16 protein-coding genes are annotated in these 19,074 nt (G+C 69.3%); 3 read left to right on the top strand and 13 right to left on the bottom strand.

Features of this window, described 5'->3' with window-relative positions:
- Nucleotides 1-9 precede the first annotated feature (9 nt).
- The 6 genes from GGR66_RS06770 to GGR66_RS06795 form a co-directional block, all read right to left on the bottom strand.
- The gene (locus GGR66_RS06770; protein WP_160970481.1) at nt 10-2,835 is read right to left on the bottom strand and encodes a 2-oxoglutarate dehydrogenase E1 component; all 2,826 of its coding nucleotides are present in this window, start codon (nt 2,833-2,835) and stop codon (nt 10-12) included.
- Between the two features lie 182 nt (nt 2,836-3,017).
- Nucleotides 3,018-3,917 carry a GNAT family N-acetyltransferase gene (locus GGR66_RS06775; RefSeq protein WP_184447728.1) on the bottom strand — a complete coding sequence of 300 codons (900 nt, stop codon included), beginning with the start codon at nt 3,915-3,917 and terminating at the stop codon, nt 3,018-3,020.
- A 7-nt stretch (nt 3,918-3,924) separates the two neighbouring features.
- Nucleotides 3,925-5,166: a cupin domain-containing protein gene (locus GGR66_RS06780; RefSeq protein WP_184447729.1), complete on the bottom strand. Its 1,242-nt coding sequence runs from the start codon at nt 5,164-5,166 to the stop codon at nt 3,925-3,927.
- Nucleotides 5,167-5,450: 284 nt separating this feature from the next.
- Nucleotides 5,451-6,056: a DUF3060 domain-containing protein gene (locus tag GGR66_RS06785; protein WP_184447730.1), complete on the bottom strand. Its 606-nt coding sequence runs from the start codon at nt 6,054-6,056 to the stop codon at nt 5,451-5,453.
- A 122-nt stretch (nt 6,057-6,178) separates the two neighbouring features.
- Complete coding sequence (gene purB, locus GGR66_RS06790; protein WP_184447731.1) at nt 6,179-7,546, bottom strand: adenylosuccinate lyase; 1,368 nt, start codon at nt 7,544-7,546, stop codon at nt 6,179-6,181.
- Between the two features lie 37 nt (nt 7,547-7,583).
- A complete protein-coding gene (locus tag GGR66_RS06795) occupies nt 7,584-8,903 on the bottom strand; it encodes a hemolysin family protein (RefSeq protein WP_184447732.1) in 1,320 nt (439 codons plus the stop codon).
- A 371-nt stretch (nt 8,904-9,274) separates the two neighbouring features.
- Here GGR66_RS06795 and GGR66_RS06800 point away from each other — a divergent pair, with 371 nt between their 5' ends.
- Together GGR66_RS06800 and GGR66_RS06805 are read left to right on the top strand one after the other, a co-directional pair.
- Nucleotides 9,275-10,279, top strand: a complete 1,005-nt coding sequence (locus GGR66_RS06800) for a YiiG family protein (protein WP_184447733.1) — start codon at nt 9,275-9,277, stop codon at nt 10,277-10,279.
- A gap of 390 nt (nt 10,280-10,669) precedes the next feature.
- On the top strand, nt 10,670-12,103 hold the full coding sequence (locus GGR66_RS06805; protein ID WP_184447734.1) for a class II fumarate hydratase: 1,434 nt from the start codon (nt 10,670-10,672) through the stop codon (nt 12,101-12,103).
- 264 nt (nt 12,104-12,367) lie between these two features.
- On the opposite strand, the gene GGR66_RS06810 is transcribed toward GGR66_RS06805, so the two are convergent.
- Nucleotides 12,368-12,808 carry a hypothetical protein gene (locus tag GGR66_RS06810; RefSeq protein WP_160967945.1) on the bottom strand — a complete coding sequence of 147 codons (441 nt, stop codon included), beginning with the start codon at nt 12,806-12,808 and terminating at the stop codon, nt 12,368-12,370.
- A gap of 79 nt (nt 12,809-12,887) precedes the next feature.
- Nucleotides 12,888-14,255 carry a PLP-dependent aminotransferase family protein gene (locus GGR66_RS06815; RefSeq protein ID WP_184448084.1) on the bottom strand — a complete coding sequence of 456 codons (1,368 nt, stop codon included), beginning with the start codon at nt 14,253-14,255 and terminating at the stop codon, nt 12,888-12,890.
- 161 nt (nt 14,256-14,416) lie between these two features.
- On the opposite strand from GGR66_RS06815, the gene GGR66_RS06820 reads away from it, so the two are divergent.
- Entirely contained in the window at nt 14,417-15,280 is an 864-nt protein-coding gene (locus GGR66_RS06820; RefSeq protein ID WP_184448085.1) for a DMT family transporter, read from the top strand.
- Between the two features lie 99 nt (nt 15,281-15,379).
- Here GGR66_RS06820 and GGR66_RS06825 read toward each other — a convergent pair whose 3' ends face one another.
- From GGR66_RS06825 to GGR66_RS06845, 5 genes are read right to left on the bottom strand one after another with little or no spacing between them, the layout of a single operon-like run.
- Nucleotides 15,380-15,934 (bottom strand): DUF2884 family protein, encoded by a 555-nt coding sequence (locus tag GGR66_RS06825; RefSeq protein ID WP_184447735.1) that lies wholly within the window; start codon nt 15,932-15,934, stop codon nt 15,380-15,382.
- 41 nt (nt 15,935-15,975) lie between these two features.
- Nucleotides 15,976-16,800: a DUF2807 domain-containing protein gene (locus GGR66_RS06830; RefSeq protein ID WP_184447736.1), complete on the bottom strand. Its 825-nt coding sequence runs from the start codon at nt 16,798-16,800 to the stop codon at nt 15,976-15,978.
- A gap of 43 nt (nt 16,801-16,843) precedes the next feature.
- Nucleotides 16,844-17,836, bottom strand: a complete 993-nt coding sequence (locus tag GGR66_RS06835) for an ABC transporter permease (RefSeq protein WP_184447737.1) — start codon at nt 17,834-17,836, stop codon at nt 16,844-16,846.
- On the bottom strand, nt 17,833-18,714 hold the full coding sequence (locus GGR66_RS06840) for an ABC transporter ATP-binding protein (protein ID WP_184447738.1): 882 nt from the start codon (nt 18,712-18,714) through the stop codon (nt 17,833-17,835). The genes GGR66_RS06835 and GGR66_RS06840 overlap by 4 nt, the downstream gene beginning before the upstream one ends.
- A complete protein-coding gene (locus tag GGR66_RS06845; RefSeq protein ID WP_160963726.1) occupies nt 18,711-19,073 on the bottom strand; it encodes a GntR family transcriptional regulator in 363 nt (120 codons plus the stop codon). The genes GGR66_RS06840 and GGR66_RS06845 overlap by 4 nt, the downstream gene beginning before the upstream one ends.
- Nucleotide 19,074 lies beyond the last annotated feature (1 nt).

Below are 19,074 nucleotides of genomic sequence, written 5' to 3' on the forward strand. Positions count from 1 at the left end.
GAAAGGAGATTATTCAGCGACTTGGTCGTTGAACGGATTCAATAGCGCATCGGCGACCAGCTTCAACTGCTCTTCCACGTGCTCGGCGAAATGGCCGGCGGCGGGAGACGGCGAACGGGCGCGGCCGGCGTAGTGCAGGCTCTGGCCGTCGGCCAGGCAGGCCTGCAGGTGGTGCTTGATCTGGTACCAGGCGCCCTGGTTCTGCGGCTCTTCCTGGCACCAGACCAGGTCGGTGGCATTGCCGTAGCGCTTCAGTTCGGCCGACAGCAGCTCGCGCGGGAACGGGTACAGCTGCTCCACGCGCAGGATGGCGACGTCGTCCTGGCCGCGCTTGGTCTGGTCCTCGAGCAGGTCGTAGTAGACCTTGCCCGAGCAGGCGACCACGCGCTTGACCTTCTTCGGGTCGGCCTTGGCATCCGGGATCAGGTGCTGGAACTCGCCGTCGGCCAGTTCTTCCAGGGTCGACACCGCCAGCTTGTGGCGCAGCAGCGACTTGGGCGTCATCACCACCAGCGGCTTGCGCGTGGACATGCGCATCTGCCGGCGGATCATGTGGAACGCCTGCGCCGGGGTGGTCGGCACGCAGACCAGCATGTTCTCCAGCGCGCACAGCTGCAGGAAGCGCTCCAGACGCGCGGAGCTGTGCTCCGGGCCCTGGCCTTCGTAGCCGTGCGGCAGGAACAGGGCCAGACCGGTGATGCGGCCCCACTTGGCTTCGCCCGCGGCGATGAACTGGTCGATCACCACCTGCGCGCCGTTGGCGAAGTCGCCGAACTGCGCTTCCCAGATGCACAGCGCATTGGGATCGGTGGTGGAGTAGCCGTACTCGAAGCCCATCACCGCTTCCTCGCTGAGCAGCGAGTCGATCACGGTGGCGTCTTCCGGGTTCTCCACCAGCTGGCGCAGCGGCAGGTAGTAGCTGTCGGTCTTCTGGTCGTGCAGGATCGCGTGGCGGTGGAAGAACGTGCCGCGGCCCGCGTCCTGGCCGACCAGGCGCAGCTTGTGGCCTTCGCCGAGCAGGGTGGCGTAGGCCAGGTTCTCGGCGAAGCCCCAGTCGCCCGGCAGTTCGCCGGCGGCCATCTTCACCCGGTCCTCGTAGATCTTGGCCACGCGCGGGTGCAGCTCGACGCCGCCCGGGATGGTGGTGATGAGCTTGGCCAGCTGGTCCAGGGTCTTGCGCTTGACCGTGGTGTCGACCTTGTCCGTCAGCTTGCCCGACAGGTACTTGGACCAATCGATAGCGAATTCGTCCGGCTTGCGGGTCGCCAGCTCGGTGGTGTATTCGCCCGAGTCGAGCTTGTTGCGGTAGCTGTCGACCAGCGCCTGGGCCTCGCCGGCCTGCAGCACGCCCTCGCTTTCCAGCTGGGCGGCGTACAGCTCGCGGGTGGTCTTGTGCTTGCGGATGGTCTGGTACATCACCGGCTGGGTGGCCGCCGGCTCGTCGGCCTCGTTGTGGCCCCAGCGGCGGTAGCAGACCAGGTCGATGACCACGTCCTTGTTGAACTGCTGGCGGAAGTCGTAGGCCAGGTTGGCCACGAACGCCACCGCGTCCGGATCGTCGCCGTTCACATGGAACACCGGCGCGCCGATCATCTTCGCCACGTCCGTGCAGTACAGCGTGGAGCGGGCGTCGTCGCGGGCGCTGGTGGTGAAGCCGATCTGGTTGTTGACCACGATGTGCACGGTGCCGCCGACCGCGAAGCCGCGCGCCTGCGACATCTGGAACAGCTCCATGACCACGCCCTGGCCGGCGAACGCGGCATCGCCGTGGATGATCACCGGCAGCACCGACTTGCGCGCGGCGTCGCCGTAGCGCTCCTGGCGCGAACGCACGCTGCCGACCACCACCGGATCGACGATTTCAAGGTGCGAGGGGTTGAACGCCAGCGCCAGGTGCACCGACTTGCCGTCGGCCACCGCCACGTCGGCGGAGAAGCCCATGTGGTACTTCACGTCGCCGGTGTGGGCGCGGTCGTCGTGGGCGTGTTCGAACTTGCCTTCGAACTCGTCGAACAGCTTGCGCGGGTTCTTGCCCAGGGTGTTGACCAGCACGTTGAGGCGGCCGCGGTGGGCCATGCCGACCACGATGTCCTTGACCGCGTCGTTGCCGGCGCGCTGCACCAGCACGTCCATCATCGGGATCAGCGAGTCGCCGCCTTCCAGCGAGAAGCGCTTCTGGCCGACGTACTTGGTGTGCAGGTAGCGCTCCAGGCCCTCGGCGGCGGTGATCCGCTCCAGGGTGCGGCGGCGGCTGGCGGCGTCGCCGGCGATGTTGCCGCCCGCGTTCTCCAGGCGCTGGTAGATCCACTGGCGCTGTTCGAACTCGGAGATGTGCATGAACTCGCTGCCGATCGACCCGGTGTAGGTCGCCTTCAGCCGCGACAGCAGATCGCGCAGTTTCATCCGCGGCTGGCCGCCGAGGCCGCCGGTGCTGAACTCGCTGCCCAGATCGCTTTCCGACAGGCTGTGGAACGGCAGGCCCAGGTCCGGCGGGTTCACCGGCGGGGTCAGGCCCAGCGGATCCAGGCGCGCGCCGAGGTGGCCGCGCGAACGGTAGGCAGTGATCAGGCGGCCGACATGGCGCTCGCGCTCGTCGCCGCTCGGGCCGGTGCCGCTGTTGGCGGCCTGGCGCGCGGCGCTGGCGATGTGGGCGATGACCGCAGAGTGGGGGACGTCACCAGCATCGCGGCCCTGGAAGCCGTCGAAGTAGGTTTTCCACTTGGGATCGATGCTGTCGGGAGAGACCAGATACTGTTCGTACAGGTCTTCGATATAGGCGGCATTGCCGCCGGCGAGTTGCGATGACTGCGCAAACTGCTTGAGTAGATTGTCCACGATGGTGGGGTCGGGTCGCTTTGTTGGAGTGGCTTGCGGTAGGAACCGGCGGACGCGTGGGCCGCGCGGGCGTAATCAAGCGCAAAAATTATACCCCCATGAACCAGCCGGGGTGTGCATTCGGCGTGGTCAAAGGCCGATCCCGGTTCATCCGCGGCGCGCGTGGCGGCGCCGGTCCGGTCTCACCAACCCAGGGCGCGCAGTTCGCTGCAGGGGCGCGCACGCTCCCAGACCCGTTCGAAGGCGGTGCGCAACTGCCGCGCGCGGCCACCGCCGAGCAGGTCGGTCTCGCCGTCGTAACGGTGACCGAGACCACGGAAGTAGTAGCCGCCGCCCTCGTTCACCAGAGAGGCGCTGGCGTCGCTGCGGTCCACCGGATCGCTGACTTCGCGGAACTGGAACACGCTGGGCAAGCGCTGTGCCAGGGCCAGCAGGGGCGCGCCGGCGCGCTGTGGCGCGGCCGCGTCGTGCAGCAGTACCCACACCTGCTTGGCATGCGCGGCGACCGCGAAGCGCCGCACCTGCTCCAGTACGCGCGCATCGTCGAACAGACCCGGATCCAGCGCGCGGCTATGGATCAGCACCTGGCGGCGGGCCTGCGCCAGCACCGCGATGCTGGCGGCGATCGCCATCGCCGCATCCTCCACCGCCACGGCGCCGTCGAAGCGCCGGCGCAGCGGCACGGCCTCCGCGGTGGCGGCCATGCCGCCCGGCGGCGGCAGGAAGCCGTGGCGGGCGCAGAACGCCAGGGCGGCAGCGGGCGCATGCAGCTCCAGTTGCGGCCAGCGCCGGCGTTGCGCTTCCTCGATCAGGCCGCGCAGCAGCGCGCTGCCGACGCCGCGCCCGCGCCAGTCCGGCCGCACGGTCAGGGCGGCGATCCGCCGATCCGCGCCGAGCCGGGCCGCGCCCACCGCCTGGCCGTCGTCGCTGCGCGCGACCAGGTGGTCGCCCAGCGTGTCCAGCGCCGCCGCGGCGGCGTCGGCCGGGTCCGCGGCGGTGCCGGCCGCGGCACGCAGCGCGCGCAGTTCGGCGCCGTCGTGGACGGGATCCAGCGCAGCGATGCGGAAACCGGGGCCGGGCATGGTCGGATCAGGCCGGGTCGGCGTCCGCGTCGGTCGCGTCCTCGTCCTCCAGCGGCTGGTAGAAGCCGCCTTCGATCAGCTCCAGCAGGGCCTGCTTGCCGGCCGCCGACAGCGCCGCGTAGTCCGTGCCGTCGATGTGCTCGGCCGCGGCCAGGCGCTTGGCGTCCTTGACCGGCAGCGCGAACTCCTGGCCGCTGCAGAACAGCATGGCGCCGCGGCTGGTCCGCCGCCAGGCCGGCCGCGCCCAGGGATGCCGCTGCAGGACCAGGCCCTGTTCCAGCGCGGCGGCGATCTCTTCCGCCGGGGGCAGGCCGGCCGGCGGCAGGATCTCGCCGGCGGCGCGGTAGGTGGTGATGAAGCGGCCGAACCAGGCGCCGAGCTTGTCCGGGTCGTTCATGCGCAGCGCGTTCAGCGCCTCGACCACGCGGCCCATCGCCGCCGCGTCGATCTCGTAGGGGTCGGCCGGCGCCTGCAGGTCTTCGTCGTGGTAGCGCAGCGCCTCGTCGGCGCCGTCGATCAGGGTGTCTAGGTAATCGGCGATCAGCTCGGCCGAGGACGGCGCGCGCATGCCCACCGAGAAGGTCAGGCAGGCGTCCTCGGCGACGCCGTGGTGCGGCACCAGCGGCGGCAGGTACAGCATGTCGCCCGGCCCCAGCACCCAGTCGTGGGTCGGGGCGAACTGGCGCAGCAGCTTCAGCTCCACGTCGTCGCGGAAGTCGGTCGGCGGCGCCGGCCGGCCCAGCGCGACGCTGGCGTCGATCTGCCAGCGGCGATGGCCGTGGGCCTGCAGCAGGAACACGTCGTAGTGGTCCACGTGCGCGCCGACCGAGCCGCCGCGCGCGGCGAAGCTGACCATCACGTCGTCCACCCGCCAGCGCGGCAGGAAGCGGAACTGCTCGAGCAGGGCGCGGATGTCCGGGTCCCACTTGTCCACGTCCTGCACCAGCAGGGTCCAGTCGTGGTCGGGCATGCCGGGAAACTCGTGCTCCTGGAACGGGCCGCTGCGCACGCGCCAGCGGTCGTTGGCGCGGTCGTGCTCGATCAGCCGCGACAGCGCCGCCTCCTCGCAGGCCAGGCCGGCCAGGTCGCCCGGCTCGATCGGCGAGACGAAGCCGGGGAAGGCATTGCGGATCAGCAGCGGGCGCTTGTGCCAGTAGTCGCGCAGGAAGGTCGCGGCGGGCATGCCCAGCGGTTGCCCGGGGCGGGCGTGGAGTTCGAAGGCGGGAGCGGCGGTCTTGCGGGCAGCCATGGGCGATGGGTCCTTGCAACGCGAAAGGTAAAGGGCGGCGCGCAGCGGCGCCGGCCGACCCTGCCATTGTCCGCCGGTTTGGCGCGTGGGGCCATCGCGCCGGCCTTCGTGTACGCCGCTGCGCACGGATGGGACCGTTGGCCGCCCTGGCCGTGTGCCGCGACCGCGCGTCGCAGGTGACCACGTGCGCGCGGCCCGTGGGCGGCGCTAGGTGCAACGGGGCTTGGGAGTCGCGGCGGCGCCCCGTTGTGGTGCAAACAGCGGGTGACTCAGCACCGGGCGCGCTACTGGCTGAGGACGCGGTTGTCGCGGCCGCCGTCGTCGACCTGAGCAGTGCCGCTGCGCTGGACGATGGCGTTGTCGTTGCCCTGCAGGGCGATGGTGTCGATCTCGCTGGCCTGCAGCTGGTTCTGGTCGCCGGACACTTCGAGGGTGGCGATGCGCGCCATCTGCAGCCGGCCATGGCGGCCGAACAGCGCGACCTGCCCGGCGTCGCCGCGCATCGCCACCTGGGCGTTGTCGCCGAGCACGCGCAGGGTGTCGGCCCGCTCGATCTGCAGATTGCCGTTACGGCCGAACAGGCTGACCGTGGCGCAGTGGCCGTGCAGCACCAGGGTGGCGTCGCGGCCGACGATGTTCAGGTCGCGTCCGTCGCAATCGATGTCGCCGCTGGCCGAAGCGGCCATGCGGATCGGCGCCTCGGCGTCGCGCTCGTCGCCGTCGGCAATGTCGCCGGCCGACGGTGCCGCCGCGATCGGCGGCGGCGCGGCCTGCATGACCATGGTGCGCGTGGCGGCGGTGTGCGCGCCATCGCCGGCCGGCGGGCGCGGCGCCTGGGCGCAGCCGACCAGGGCCAGCAGCGGCAGCACAAACAACGGGTTGCGTTTCATCGCGGGGCTCTGCTGTGAGCCACCAGCATGCCGCTGGCCGATTAACCCAGGATGGACGGGCCGCGGCTAGGGCGTGTCACCAACCCGAAGGGTCGAGATTGCGCGGGGATTGGTGACACGCCCTAGATGCCGCGCGCCAGCCGCTCGGCCAGGCCGACGTAGCCGCCCGGGGTCAGGTCGCGCAGGCGCTGCTTGGCGTCCTCGGGCAGCTCCAGGGTCTCGACGAAGGCGCGCATCGAGGCGGCGGTGATGCCCTGGCCGCGGGTCAGCGCCTTGAGCTGCTCGTAGGGGTTGGGCAGGCCGTGGCGGCGCATCACCGTCTGCACGGCTTCGGCCAGCACTTCCCAGGCGGCATCCAGGTCGGCATCCAGGCGCTCCGGGTTCACGGTCAGCTTGCCCAGGCCCTTGGCCAGCGAGTCCAGTGCCACCTGGGTGTGGCCGAAGGCGGTGCCGAGCGCGCGTAGCACGGTGGAGTCGGTGAGGTCGCGCTGCCAGCGGCTGATCGGCAGCTTGGCCGAGAAGTGCTCGAACAGGGCGTTGGCGATGCCGAAGTTGCCTTCGGCGTTCTCGAAGTCGATCGGGTTGACCTTGTGCGGCATGGTCGAGGAGCCGACTTCGCCTTCCTTGAGCTTCTGCTTGAAGTAGCCCAGCGAGATGTAGCCCCAGATGTCGCGCGCCAGGTCGATCAGCACGGTGTTGGCGCGGCGGGCGGCGTCGCCCAGTTCGGCGACGTTGTCGTGCGGCTCGATCTGGGTGGTGTAGGGGTTGAACACCAGGCCCAGACTTTCCACGAAGCGCTGGGCGAAGCCCGGCCAGTCGACGTCGGGGTAACTGGCGACGTGGGCGTTGTAGTTGCCCACTGCGCCGTTGATCTTGCTGGTGAGTTCGACCGCGGCGATCTGCCGACGTTGGCGCTCGAGGCGCGCGACGACGTTGGCGATCTCCTTGCCCAGGGTGGTGGGCGAGGCGGTCTGGCCGTGGGTGCGCGACAGCATCGGCTGCGCGGCCTGCGCATGCGCGAGGCCGCGCAGCGTGGCGATCACCGCGTCCAGGGTCGGCAGCAGCACCTCGCGCCGGGCCTGCTCCAGCATCAGTCCGTAGCTGAGGTTGTTGATGTCCTCGCTGGTGCAGGCGAAATGCACGAACTCCAGGGCCGGGCCGAGTTCGGCGTCGTCCTTGAGCTGCTCCTTGATGAAGTACTCCACCGCCTTGACGTCGTGGTTGGTGGTGCGCTCGATCTGCTTGACCCGCGCCGCGTGTTCCACGCCGAAGCCGTCGGCCAGCGCGCGCAGGCGCTGCGCCGCCGCCGGCGAGAACGCGGCCAGCTCGCCGATGCCCGACTCGGCACCCAGCGCCAGCAGCCATTCGATCTCCACCTTCACCCGCGCCTTGATCAGGCCGTATTCGGAGAAGATCGGCCGCAGGGCGTCGACCTTGCCGGCATAGCGGCCATCGAGCGGGGACAGGGCGAGCAGGGCGGAATCGGACATGGCGAGGGCGTGGGGTGGTGTCGGCGGGGGCGCCATTCTACGTCGGCGCGGCCTCGGCCGGCGCCAGGCGCACGGTCACCGCCTGGATGCGATGCCCGGCCATGCGCTTGACCGTGAACAGGTGTCCGTCGATCTGCAGTTGCTCGCCTTCCTCGGGCAGGCGCTGCAATTGGTGCACGATCAGTCCGCCGACCGAGTTGAGGTGCTCCGGCGCGCGCAGGTCGCGGCCGAGCAGGCGCTCGAGGCGGAAGATCGAGGTCGAGCCGGCGACCAGCACGCTGCCGTCGGCGCCGCGGGTCGGTGCGTCCTTGACCACGTGCGGGTGTTCGTCCTCGATGTCGCCGACCACCACTTCCAGCAGGTCTTCCAGGGTGAAGTAGCCGAGGATGCGGCCGTGCTCGTCCACGCACAGCGCCATGTGCGTGGCGCCGGTACGGAAGCGCTCCAGTACCAGCGGCACCGGCGTCTCCAGCGCGATCAGGTTGGCCGGGCGCAGCAGCGGGCGCAGGTCGTCGCTGCGGCGGCCGCCGGCGATCTCCACCAGCAGGTCCTTCATGTGCAGGATGCCGAGCACCTGCTCGCCGTCGCGGTCGAACCACGGGTAGCGGCTGTAGCGGCTCTCGGCGAACTCGGCCATCACCGCGTCCAGCGCCATGCCCTCGCGGAACCCGCGCAGATGGTCGCGCGCGCGCATCAGATCGCCGGCCACCAGTTCCGGCAGTTCCAGCGCGTGGCTCATCAGGGTCAGTTCGTGATCGGGCGCGCCGCCGGCGGGTTGCTGGCGGCCGACGATCAGCTTCAGTTCCTCGCGCGAGTAGCGGTGCGAGGCATGCTCGACCTCGCCCCAGCCCATCGCCTTCAACAGCGTGTTGGCACTGGTGTTGAGCAGCCAGATCGCCGGATACATCGCCCAGTAGAACAGGTACAGCGGCGCGGCAGTCCACAGCGACATGCGCTCCGGGCGGCGGATCGCCATCGACTTGGGGGCCAGTTCGCCGAGCACGATGTGCAGGAACGAGATGACGCTGAAGGCGATGATGAAGGCGCTCAGGCGTGCCGCCTCCTCGCTGAGCCCCAGCAGGTCGAACAGCGGCTGCAGCAGGTGCGCGAAGGCCGGTTCGCCGACCCAGCCCAGGCCCAGCGAGGACAGGGTGATGCCGAGCTGGCAGGCCGACAGGTAGGCGTCGAGGTGGCCGTGCACATTGAGCAGCAGGCGGCCGCGCCAGCCGTGGTGCTCGGCCAGCCCCACGGCCTGGGTGTGGCGCAGCTTGACCAGGGCGAACTCGGCGGCGACAAAGAAACCGTTGAGCAGCACCAGCAGCATCGCCAGCGCCAGCAGCAGGAGATTGCCGATCATGTGCGTTCCCCGGCGCGCGCCGCTGGCGCGTCATGGCGCCGGGCGGAAGGGGTGGAAACGGCGGGGTGCGTGGCCCGGCGCAGCGTGCGCCGGCATCTACAGTCTGAATCGTCGCCCATGGCGGCGTGCGAGTTCCATCGGTGATACGTCGCCGCAGTCTAGCCGATGCGTTGCGTCGTTGCCGCCGGCGCGCGCCGTCTCGCGTATTCCGTCACATGCGAGCGTTGCCAACGAATACCGCACGAGCGCGCAACCGCTGTTGCGAATCCCCAATCCCGCCCGCCCAATCCCGGCCTCCAGAGCCATCACGCCACCACAATCTTTTCGTTTGCTAAACTTTCTGTAACCGTTTTCAACATCAATATTCCCCCATGAAATCTTCTTTGCGTCTGGCGGCGCTGGCCGCCGCTGTGTCCGTTTTCCTGACCGCCTGCGGCGGCAAGCCCTCGGCCACGCCGACTACGTCCGATGCCGGTGCCGATGCCAGCCATGCATCCGCCGACGCTGCCGCCAGCGACGCGGACCAGGCGCTGACCAGCAAGCTCAACGCCTACATCGAATGCTTCAACAAGGTCGATGGCCGCATCCACGAAGGGGCACAACAGTACATACGCTGGATGGCCGACCCCAAGGCCGGCCCCACCGGCAAGGAAACCAGCGTGTACGGGCCCGCCCCGATCGACGAGTACGCGATGAAGCTGTGCGACGCGCCGATGACCCAGGCGATCGCGGCCAAGCCGTCCTTGCCGGCCCTGGATGCGGCGGCGAAGCGTTATCTGGCCGCCTTGAAGACGTTGCAGCCGCTGGCCAACCAGGCCCGCGACTACTACGACCGCGAGGACTACCAGGACGACCAGTTCGCCAAGGGCAAGCAGATGCATGCGCCGCTGATGGCCGCGCTGTCCGAATTCCACGAGGCCAGCGAGGCCTTCAGCCACGAACTGGAGGCGCAGAACGACGCCGCCCAGCGCGAGCAGTTGAAGGCGATGGAAAAGGCCGAGGGCCGCACCCGCGACTTCTATCGGCTGTCGATGATGCTCGAGGCCAAGGACATCGTCGGCCTGATGCAGGACGACGATTTCGACACCGCCAAGGCCACGGCGTTGGTGGCGGGCTTCAACAGCCTGTCCGACGAGGCGCATGCCAAGGTCGCCAACCAGGAGCCGGGCAAGTCCGACTGGAGCGGTTTCGAGACCGCCGCGGAGAACTTCCGCAAGGAATCTAAGGCGCGCATCAAGCGGGTGGCGGAAAAGATCCCGTACAGCGCATTCGAGCAGCGCTCGCTGGACAACCCGATCGTCGCGCCGGAAGGCTCGCCGGCACGCTTGATGAAGAGCTACAACGACCTGGTGTTCCAGAGCAACCGCCAGCGCTGAGCGCGCGGGCCGGCGGCGCAAGGCCGCCGGTCCCGCCGGTGCCGTCGCCAGGGCGGCCCCGGCATGCCGGAGTCCCGTCCTTCGCCGACGGTGCGCACGGTTCGCGCCGTCCGCATCACGATAGCGCGCTCGCGGAACGTGCCATCATGCGTCGCACCGTTGCCAGGCTTCGCAAAGTCGATCCTGGACCACATACGCCTGCCGGTCATGGCGGGCTGCCGCGCTTCTCGCGCCTCCAGACATTCCTAACATCCGCCGGCGCACACTGGCTGACGCCGGGCGCTGCGCCACGGATAATGCGCGCGCCAGCCGCAATCCCGCCAGCCTGCCTCCCCGGACGTCCGATGACGGCGCCGATGGATTCCTTTTTGCAGATGCGGAGATTGCGCAATGAGTGACAAATTCAGGGTCGAACACGACAGCATGGGCGAACTGCAGGTGCCCGCCGATGCCTTGTGGGGGGCGCAGACCCAGCGTGCGGTACAGAACTTTCCGGTGTCCGGGCAGCCGATGCCGCGCGGCTTCATCCGCGCGCTGGGCCTGATCAAGGCCGCCGCGGCCGGCGTCAACGCCGACCTGGAGCTGTTGCCCAAGGCCGTCGCCAAGGCGATCCAGGCCGCGGCGCTGGAGGTGGCTGACGGCCGCCATGACGCGCAGTTCCCGATCGACATCTACCAGACCGGATCCGGCACTTCGTCGAACATGAACGCCAACGAGGTCATTGCCACGCTGGCCAATCGCGCCGCCAAGGGCGAGGGCAAGCACGGCAGCAAGGCACTGCCGACGGTGCATCCCAACGACCACGTCAACCTCGGCCAGAGTTCCAACGACGTGGTCCCCACCGCGATCCGCGTCGCCGCGCTGCTGGCCGCGCGCGAGCATCTGCTGCCCTCGCTCAAGCACCTGCGCAAGACGATCGACAAGCGCGCCAAGCAGCTGCAGGGCGTGGTCAAGACCGGGCGCACCCACCTGATGGACGCGATGCCGCTGACCTTCGGCCAGGAGTTCGGCGCCTGGTCGGCGCAACTGGTGTCGGCGCAGGCGCGCATCGACGACAGCCTTAAGCGCCTGCGCCGGCTGCCGCTGGGCGGCACCGCGATCGGCACCGGCATCAACGCCGATCCGCGCTTCGGCGGCAAGGTCGCCAAGGCGTTGTCGGCGCTGACCGACTTCACCTTCGAGAGCGCCGAGAACAAATTCGAGGGCCTGGCCGCGCAGGACGACGCGGTGGAACTGTCCGGGCAACTCAATGCGCTGGCGGTGGCGCTGATCAAGATCGCCAACGACCTGCGCTGGATGAACGCCGGGCCGCTGGCCGGCCTCGGCGAAATCGAACTACCGGCGTTGCAACCGGGCAGCTCGATCATGCCGGGCAAGGTCAATCCGGTGATTCCCGAGGCCACGGTGATGGCCTGCGCGCAGGTCATCGGGCACCACACCGCGATCACCGTGGCCGGGCAGACCGGTAATTTCCAGTTGAACGTGACCCTGCCGCTGATCGCGGCCAACCTGCTGGAGTCGATCCAGTTGCTGGGCAACGTATCGGTGCTGCTGGCCGATTCGGCGATCGCCGGGCTCAAGGTGCGCGAAGAGCGCGTGCGCGAGGCGCTGGACCGCAACCCGATCCTGGTCACCGCGCTGAATCCGATCATCGGCTACGAGAAGGCCGCGGCGATCGCCAAGCGCGCCTACAAGGAGAACCGGCCGGTGTTGGAGGTGGCCAAGGAGGACAGCGGCCTCGGCGAGGACGAACTGCGCCGGCTGCTGGACCCCGCCGCATTGACCGAAGGCGGCATCCACGCCGGCGCGGGCGGCGGCGGCTGAGGCGCGCTGGCGCTACAAGCAGCAAGGCCTGGCACGGCGTTATGGTCGTGCCAGGCGCAGCGGACGATCGCACGGTGAAAGCCGTCGGGACTGAAGTCCCTCCCACATCGCGCCCGGACACCGCTCCGCCAACCCTCGTAGGAGCGGCTTCAGCCGCGATGGGCTTTACCGTGAAGGCCAATCGCAGCTGAAGCCGCTCCTACAGGGGCACCTCCAATTCTTCTGGAGGCTCCCTCATGCCGGGCTTGCCGACGCCGGCAGGCCTCAGCGGCGTTCGGCCTGCAGGTTGCCGAAGCTGTCGCGGTACGGTTGCAGCGACGGAATGTCGCGCAGCACCGCCGCCTGCGCGGCGGTGATCTCCGGGGTCGGGGCGAAGCCGACCGAGCGCATGTTCGGATCCGGCGCCGCGGTCTCCAGGGTGCGCTGGCGCTGCATCTGCAGGTGCATGAACAACTGCTGCAGCTCGGTGCGCTGCGCGGGGGGCAGCGGTAGCTCGATGTCGTCGATGCGCAGGCTGCCGTCGGGCCCGATGGTGGCGTTGGCGGCCGGCGCGCGGCGCAGCATCACGTTCATGCTGTCCACCGCCACCCGCGGCTTGCTGCGCTCGGCGCGCGAGGAGGTGGTCTCGCCGCCACGTCCGCCGCAGGCGGCGAGCAGCAGGCACAACGACAGCAGCGAGAACCAGGCGAACAGCGTCTTCTTCATGGGGGCGGTGCAGTGGGGGAGTGCGGGCATTCTAGAACGTGCGGCGGCTTCGGTCGTGGCGAGGCGTGCCGGACGCGCGCTAGCGGCGCGGGTTCGGAGCGGACTGCATGGCGCGCGCGAGCACGCCGAACATCCGTTCGTCGGTGGATTGCGCGACGTTGAAGCGGAGAAAATCGCCCGCGCTCAGCGACTGGCTGAAGGCATTGCCCGGCGCCAGTACCACGCCCTCCTGCAGGCAGGCGCGCGCGATCGCCGAGGCCTCCATGCCCGCGGGCAGCCTGCACCAAAGGAACAGGCCGGCCTGCGGGATCAGCCAGGGCCGGATGCCAAGGCCCTGCAGCCGCGCCACGGTCCTGGCCATCTGCTCCGCCAGGCGCCGCCGCAAGCTCTCCAGATGCCGGCGGTAGCCGCTGTCGGTCAGGGCGATCAGCACGGCGTCGGCCGCCAGCCGGCCGCCCCCGAAGCTCGTAGCGATCTTCAGGTCGGCGAGGCTTTCGATCCAGTCGCCACGCGCGGCGATGTAGCCGCAGCGCAGCGATGCCGAGACCGTCTTGGAAAAGCTGCCGACCTGGATCACCCGCGCCAGGCCGTCGAAGGCCGCCAGCCGCGGGGCGGGACTGGTCTCGAAGTCGGCGAAGATGTCGTCCTCGACGATCACCAGGTCCGAGCCCTCGGCCAGGAGCAGCAGCCGGTGCGCCGTCGCCGCGGACAGGGTCGCGCCGGTGGGGTTGTGGATCCCCGAATTGGTGATGTACAGACGCGGCGCGTGCGCTTTCAGCGCCGCTTCGAAGTGCGCCACGTCCGGTCCGTGCGGCGTATAGGGCACGCCCACGACCTGCACGCGATGCGCCTTGAGCAAGGCATGGAAATTGAAATAGCAGGGGTCGTCGACCAGCACCGTGTCGCCGGGCGAGAGCAGGAAGCGACCGATCAGGTCGATCGCATGCGTGCCCGATTCGGCGAGCAGGAGTTGTTCGGGCGAGGCCTGCACGCCGTTGCCCGCCAACCGTCGCGACAGGAACTGGCGCAAGCCGGGGTGGCCCAGGGGCGTGGCGTACTCGGTCAGTTCCAGCGTGTCGGCGCGGGCCAGCGTGCGCAGCGCGCGGCGCATGCCCGCGCCGTACAGCCACGCCGGGGGCAGCCAGCCGCAGCCGGGCTTGAGGACGGTCGGATCCGCTTCCAGCGATTGCCGCGACACCCACAGCGGATCGATCTGCCTGTCGCGCTTCGCGCCAAGCTGCGCCAGCGCCAGCGGGGCCACCGGGCCGGCCACGTAGAAGCCCGACCCGGGGCGCGACAGGATCGCGCCCTCGGCCGCCAGCCGCTCGTAGGCTTCCACCACCGTCGAGACCGAGACCCGCAGCGCGCGCGCCTGTGCGCGTACCGAGGGCAGGCGCGCTCCTGGCAGGAACGTGCGGTTGGCGATGCGGGCGCGGATATCGGTCATCACCGCGTCGATGCGCGTGCCGGGGGCTGCTGGGGTGTCCACTGTCGTCAGCTGTACTGGATCTGCAGGCATAACAGTACTGCCAAACCGTATTGGATCGTATCTGGCCGGAGCGGTGGCGCACGGCGTCTACTGCAACGGCGATGCCGAAGGAGACGCGCATGGAAAAAACCACCGGTGGCTGGATCAATGGATGTATCGGCGTGATGATTTTTGCTGGGTCGTTGCCCGCGACCCGCGTCGCGGTCGCCGATTTCTCCCCCGTGTTCCTGACCTGCGCCCGCGCCAGCATTGCCGCCGTGCTCGGACTGGTGCTCCTGCTCGCGTTTCGGCAACCGTGTCCGCGCCGCGCCGCGCTGCCCGCCTTGGCGATGACGGCGCTGGGGGTCGTGGCCGGGTTTCCGCTGCTGACCGCGCTGGCGCTGCAGCATGTCACTTCGGCGCATTCCATCGTGTTCGTGGGCCTGCTGCCGTTGTGCACGGCCGTCTTCGCCGTGTTGCGGGCCGGCGAACGCCCGCGTCCGCCGTTCTGGGTGTTCTCGCTGGCCGGTGCCTGCAGCGTCGTCGGCTATGCGGCGATCGGCGGGATCGACGCCTCACTACAGGGCGACCTGCTGATGCTGGCCGCGATGGTGCTGTGCGGGCTGGGCTACGCGGAGGGCGCGCGCCTGTCGCGCACGCTGGGCGGATGGCAGGTCATCTGTTGGGCGCTGGTGCTGTCGCTGCCGCTGATGGTGTCCCTGGCCCTGCTGACGCAGCCCGCGTCGTTCGGCGCTGTGCACATGCCGGCATGGCTCGGCCTGGGTTATGTCTCGTTGTTCAGCATGTTGATCGGCTTCGTGTTCTGGTACCGCGGCCTGGCGCAAGGCGGCATCGCGGCGGTCGGGCAACTGCAGTTGTTCCAGCCTTTCATCGGCTTGGGCCTGGCCGCGCTGCTGCTCCACGAAACGGTGAGCTGGACGATGCTGGCGGTAACCCTGGTCGCCATGGTCTGCGTGGCCGGCGCGAAACACTACGCCCGCTGAGACCGCGACGCGCCCGGCAGGCGTTGGGCGACTGCCGGGCGGAGCGCGGACACAGCGGGCGGTCGTGGACGATCGTCGCGGCAGCGCGGCTGCCGCCGGTTACGCGGCCGAGTGCCTGCAGTCGCTGACGTCGCTGTCGTCGAGGGTGGAGTAGGGACGGAATGCCGGCACCTTCTGCATCAGCGCATCCTGCGCGGCGCGCAGCGCAGCCACCTGATCGCAGATCTTCAGCGCCGCCTGCTTGATCTTGTCGGCCTGCGCCTCGACATGCTCGCCGATGTGCTCGGTGTTGCCGCTGAGCACGCCACTGATGGCATCGCCGGCCGCTTTCACGCCGAGCGCGGCGCCGGCCTTGCCGACCTCCACGCCCTGCTTGCCCACCGCTTCGATCTGGCTGCGATAGGCCAGCAGCAGGCGCTGCTGCTCGGCGTCCAGCGCGACCGGCTTGCCGTCGATCAACAGCTTGCCGTCGCGGGTGATGGTGGCCGGCGGCTGGCCATCGGCCTTCAGGGTGAGGTCGCCGTTGAGGAAGGTCAGGCTTTGCGCGCCGCCGTGATCGACCACGACGCGGTCGTTCGACGAGCGCTCGCAGGCGCTGAGCGAGAGCATGACGGCCAGGGCGACGCCGGCCAGGGGCAGGGAACGGTACTGCATGGGCGTGTCCTCGTGCGGAAGAGAGAAAGCGGAGTGGAGGATCAGCGCGGCTTGGGCAGGTTGACACTGCCGCGCACGCCACGGTGGGTGACGTCGCCGCTGCCGACCTTCTGCACGCTCAGGCTGCCGCCGACGTTGCCCACGTCCAGGTCGCCGGAGCCCACGGTCTGCACCGCGACGCTGCCGCCGACATCGCGCAGTTGCACGTCGCCGGAACCGAGGCTGTCGACCTGCACGCTGCCGCGCACGCCGTGCAAGGTCAGGTCGCCGGAGCCGACCGTGCCGACCTTGACGTCGCCGCCGACCTGGTCGGCCTTGACGTCGCCCGAGCCCAGCGTCGGCAGCGCCACGCTGCCGACATTGCGCAGTTCGATGTCGCCGGAGCCGACCGTGGCGCTGACCGCGCCGCGGATGCCCTGCGCATGCAGGTCGCCGGACCCGATCTTGGCGTCGAGCGAGGCCACGCCGCTGATCTCGGCATCGCCCGAACCCAGTTGCAGTTGCACCGGCAGGTTGGCCGGAATGCTGCCGGCCACGTTGAGGTAGGCGTAACGGTTGCCGACGCTGATGCCGTGGATCTTGCCCTCGTGCTTCAGCGTCACCACCAGGGTGTCGCCGTCGTGGCGTTGGCGCAGGGTCAGCTCCTTGAGCATGTCCGCGTCGGAAGCGCAGGCGCGGCCGCGCAAGGTGGAGTCGCCGGCGCTGGCGCCGCTGAGCTTGAGGTCGTTCTGCTGCACGTCCAGCAGGACCGTCTTGACGCCGGCCAGGTCCAGCTTCAGTTCGCGCGGTTCGGAATACTTGCAGTCGTCGGCCATGGCGACGGCCGGCAGCGACAGCAGCGCACACAGGATCAGGGTCTTGCGCATCGGAACACTCCTTGCGGAAAAGGGTAGGGAGACGGCAGTGCGATCAGGCTTCGTCGCGCCAGCGGCGCACGTAGATCGCGGCGACGATGAAGGCCACGCCGACGGCGGCGCCGATCCACATGTCGGGGTCGCGGAACAGCACCCAGCTGTCGCCGAGATGGATCGCATTGACCAGATCCTGCGGACCGCTGATGTGGGTCTCGGTCACCTGCTCGTTCAGCACCGGACCCCAGCTGCCCGGCAGCACGCTGAGCAGGCCGCGGTAGACCACGGTGTACCAGATCAGGTTGTGGTTGACGTTCAGCATCGGCAGGATGCCCATCATGCTGGCGGTCACGCAGCCCAGGATCGGGATCAGCACCGCCCACAGGAACGGCTTGCTGCGTGCCCAGGCCGAGCACAGCATCAGCCAGCCGATCGCCGGCAGCGACCACATCACCTGCACCGGCAGCGCGGCCAGGACCATGCCGATGATGCGCAGCGGGTGCGATTCGGTGAAGACCGCGGTGCTCTGGGGAATGCCGTTGACCGACAGGGTCAGGGCGGTGACCACCCACAGCGCCAGGCCGATCAGCAGGCCGATGCCGATCGCCAGCAGCGGCGCCAGCAGCAGCGCCCAGGCGGCCTTGGACAGCACGGTGCCGGTGTCCGACAGCGGCAGCGACTTCCAGAACAGCACGCTGCGGTCGCGGCGGTCGTCGTACAGCGCGCCCAGTGCGTAGAAGAACACCACGAAGCCGACCACGATGCAGGCCAGGATCACGCCGGCGAGCATGGTGCCGTCGCCGACCGCGCCGATGATCTGGTGCGCGTTCTGCGCCTGGCCGTCCCACTGCACGTCGTTCAGCCGCGAGCCGCCGCCGTGGTTGCGGCCGGCGATGCTGCCGATGATCGACAGCACCGTGTACAGCGCGGCGACGATGCCGCCGGTGATGACCGGGGCCCACAGGAAACCGCCGCGGTGTTCCCAGAACTCGCGCTTGAGCAGCCACGTGAAGGTGGACACGGGAGAAATCGATTTGGCGGGAGCGTTCATGCGTAGGTGCCCTTCATGATGGCGACGAACAGGTCGGCCAGGCCGGGGGTGCGGGTTTCGCCGAGCGCGGCCAGCTGCGCCTGCGGCACGCCGTCGTACAGGAACACCGACTTGCCGAACGGCAGGCCGCGTTCGTCGATCGGCTGCAGCGCGCGCGCCGCCTCGATGCGCTCGGCCGGCACCAGCAGTTCGGTGTAGCGGGTGGCCATGTGCTCCATGTCGGCGCTGAGCACGATGCGGCCGTCGCGGATGAACAGCACGTCGGTGAGGATGTGCTCGATCTCCTCCACCTGGTGGGTGGTGATGATGATGGTCTTCTGCTCGTCGAAGTAGTCTTCCAGCAGGCGCTGGTAGAACTCCTTGCGGTACAGGATGTCCAGGCCCAGGGTCGGCTCGTCCAGCACCAGCAGGCGCGCGTCGATCGCCATCACCAGGGCCAGGTGCAGTTGCACGATCATGCCCTTGGACATCTCGCGCACCCGCAGCTTGGGCGAGAGCTTGGTGTTGGCCAGGAAGCGCTCGCACTTGGCGCGGTCGAAGCGCGGATGCACGCCGGCGACGAAGTCGATCGCCTCGCTCACCCGCATCCAGCGCGGCAGCACCGCCACGTCGGCGATGAAGCACACCTCGTTCATCAGCGCATCGCGCTGCTTGCGCGGGTCCATGCCCAGCACGCGCAGCTCGCCGTCCACCGCGGTCAGGCCCAGCACCGCCTTCAGTGCGGTGGTCTTGCCGGCGCCGTTGGGGCCGATCAGGCCGACGATGCGGCCGGGCGCGATGGTGAAGGACGCGTCGGCCAGCGCCGGCTTGTGGTTGTAGGTCTTGCGCAACCCCTGCGCATAGACGACGGATTCGGATGCGGCGACAGCGGCAGTCATGGTGTTTTCCCCGGTGGCAACAAGTCTTGCAGTGTCAGGCCCAGGCGCTGGATGCGTTCCAGCACCAGAGGCCACTCTTCGTTGAGGAAGCGATCGCGCTCGCTGCCGCGCAGCTTCTGCGCTGCTTCCTCGGTCATGAACATGCCCAGCCCGCGGCGCTTCTCGACCAGGGCCTCGTCGGCCAGTTCCTGGTAAGCGCGCGAGACGGTGATCGGGTTGAGCTGGTACTCGGCGGCCACCTGGCGCACCGAGGGCAGGGCGTCGCCGGGCTTGAGGATGCCGTCGAGCATCATCGCGATGACCCGCTCCTTCAGTTGACGATAGATCGGAGCGCCGTCGCTCCATTGGATGTCGCTCATG

The organism is Xanthomonas sp. 3498 (assembly GCF_014199795.1).
GTDB lineage: Bacteria > Pseudomonadota > Gammaproteobacteria > Xanthomonadales > Xanthomonadaceae > Xanthomonas_A > Xanthomonas_A rydalmerensis.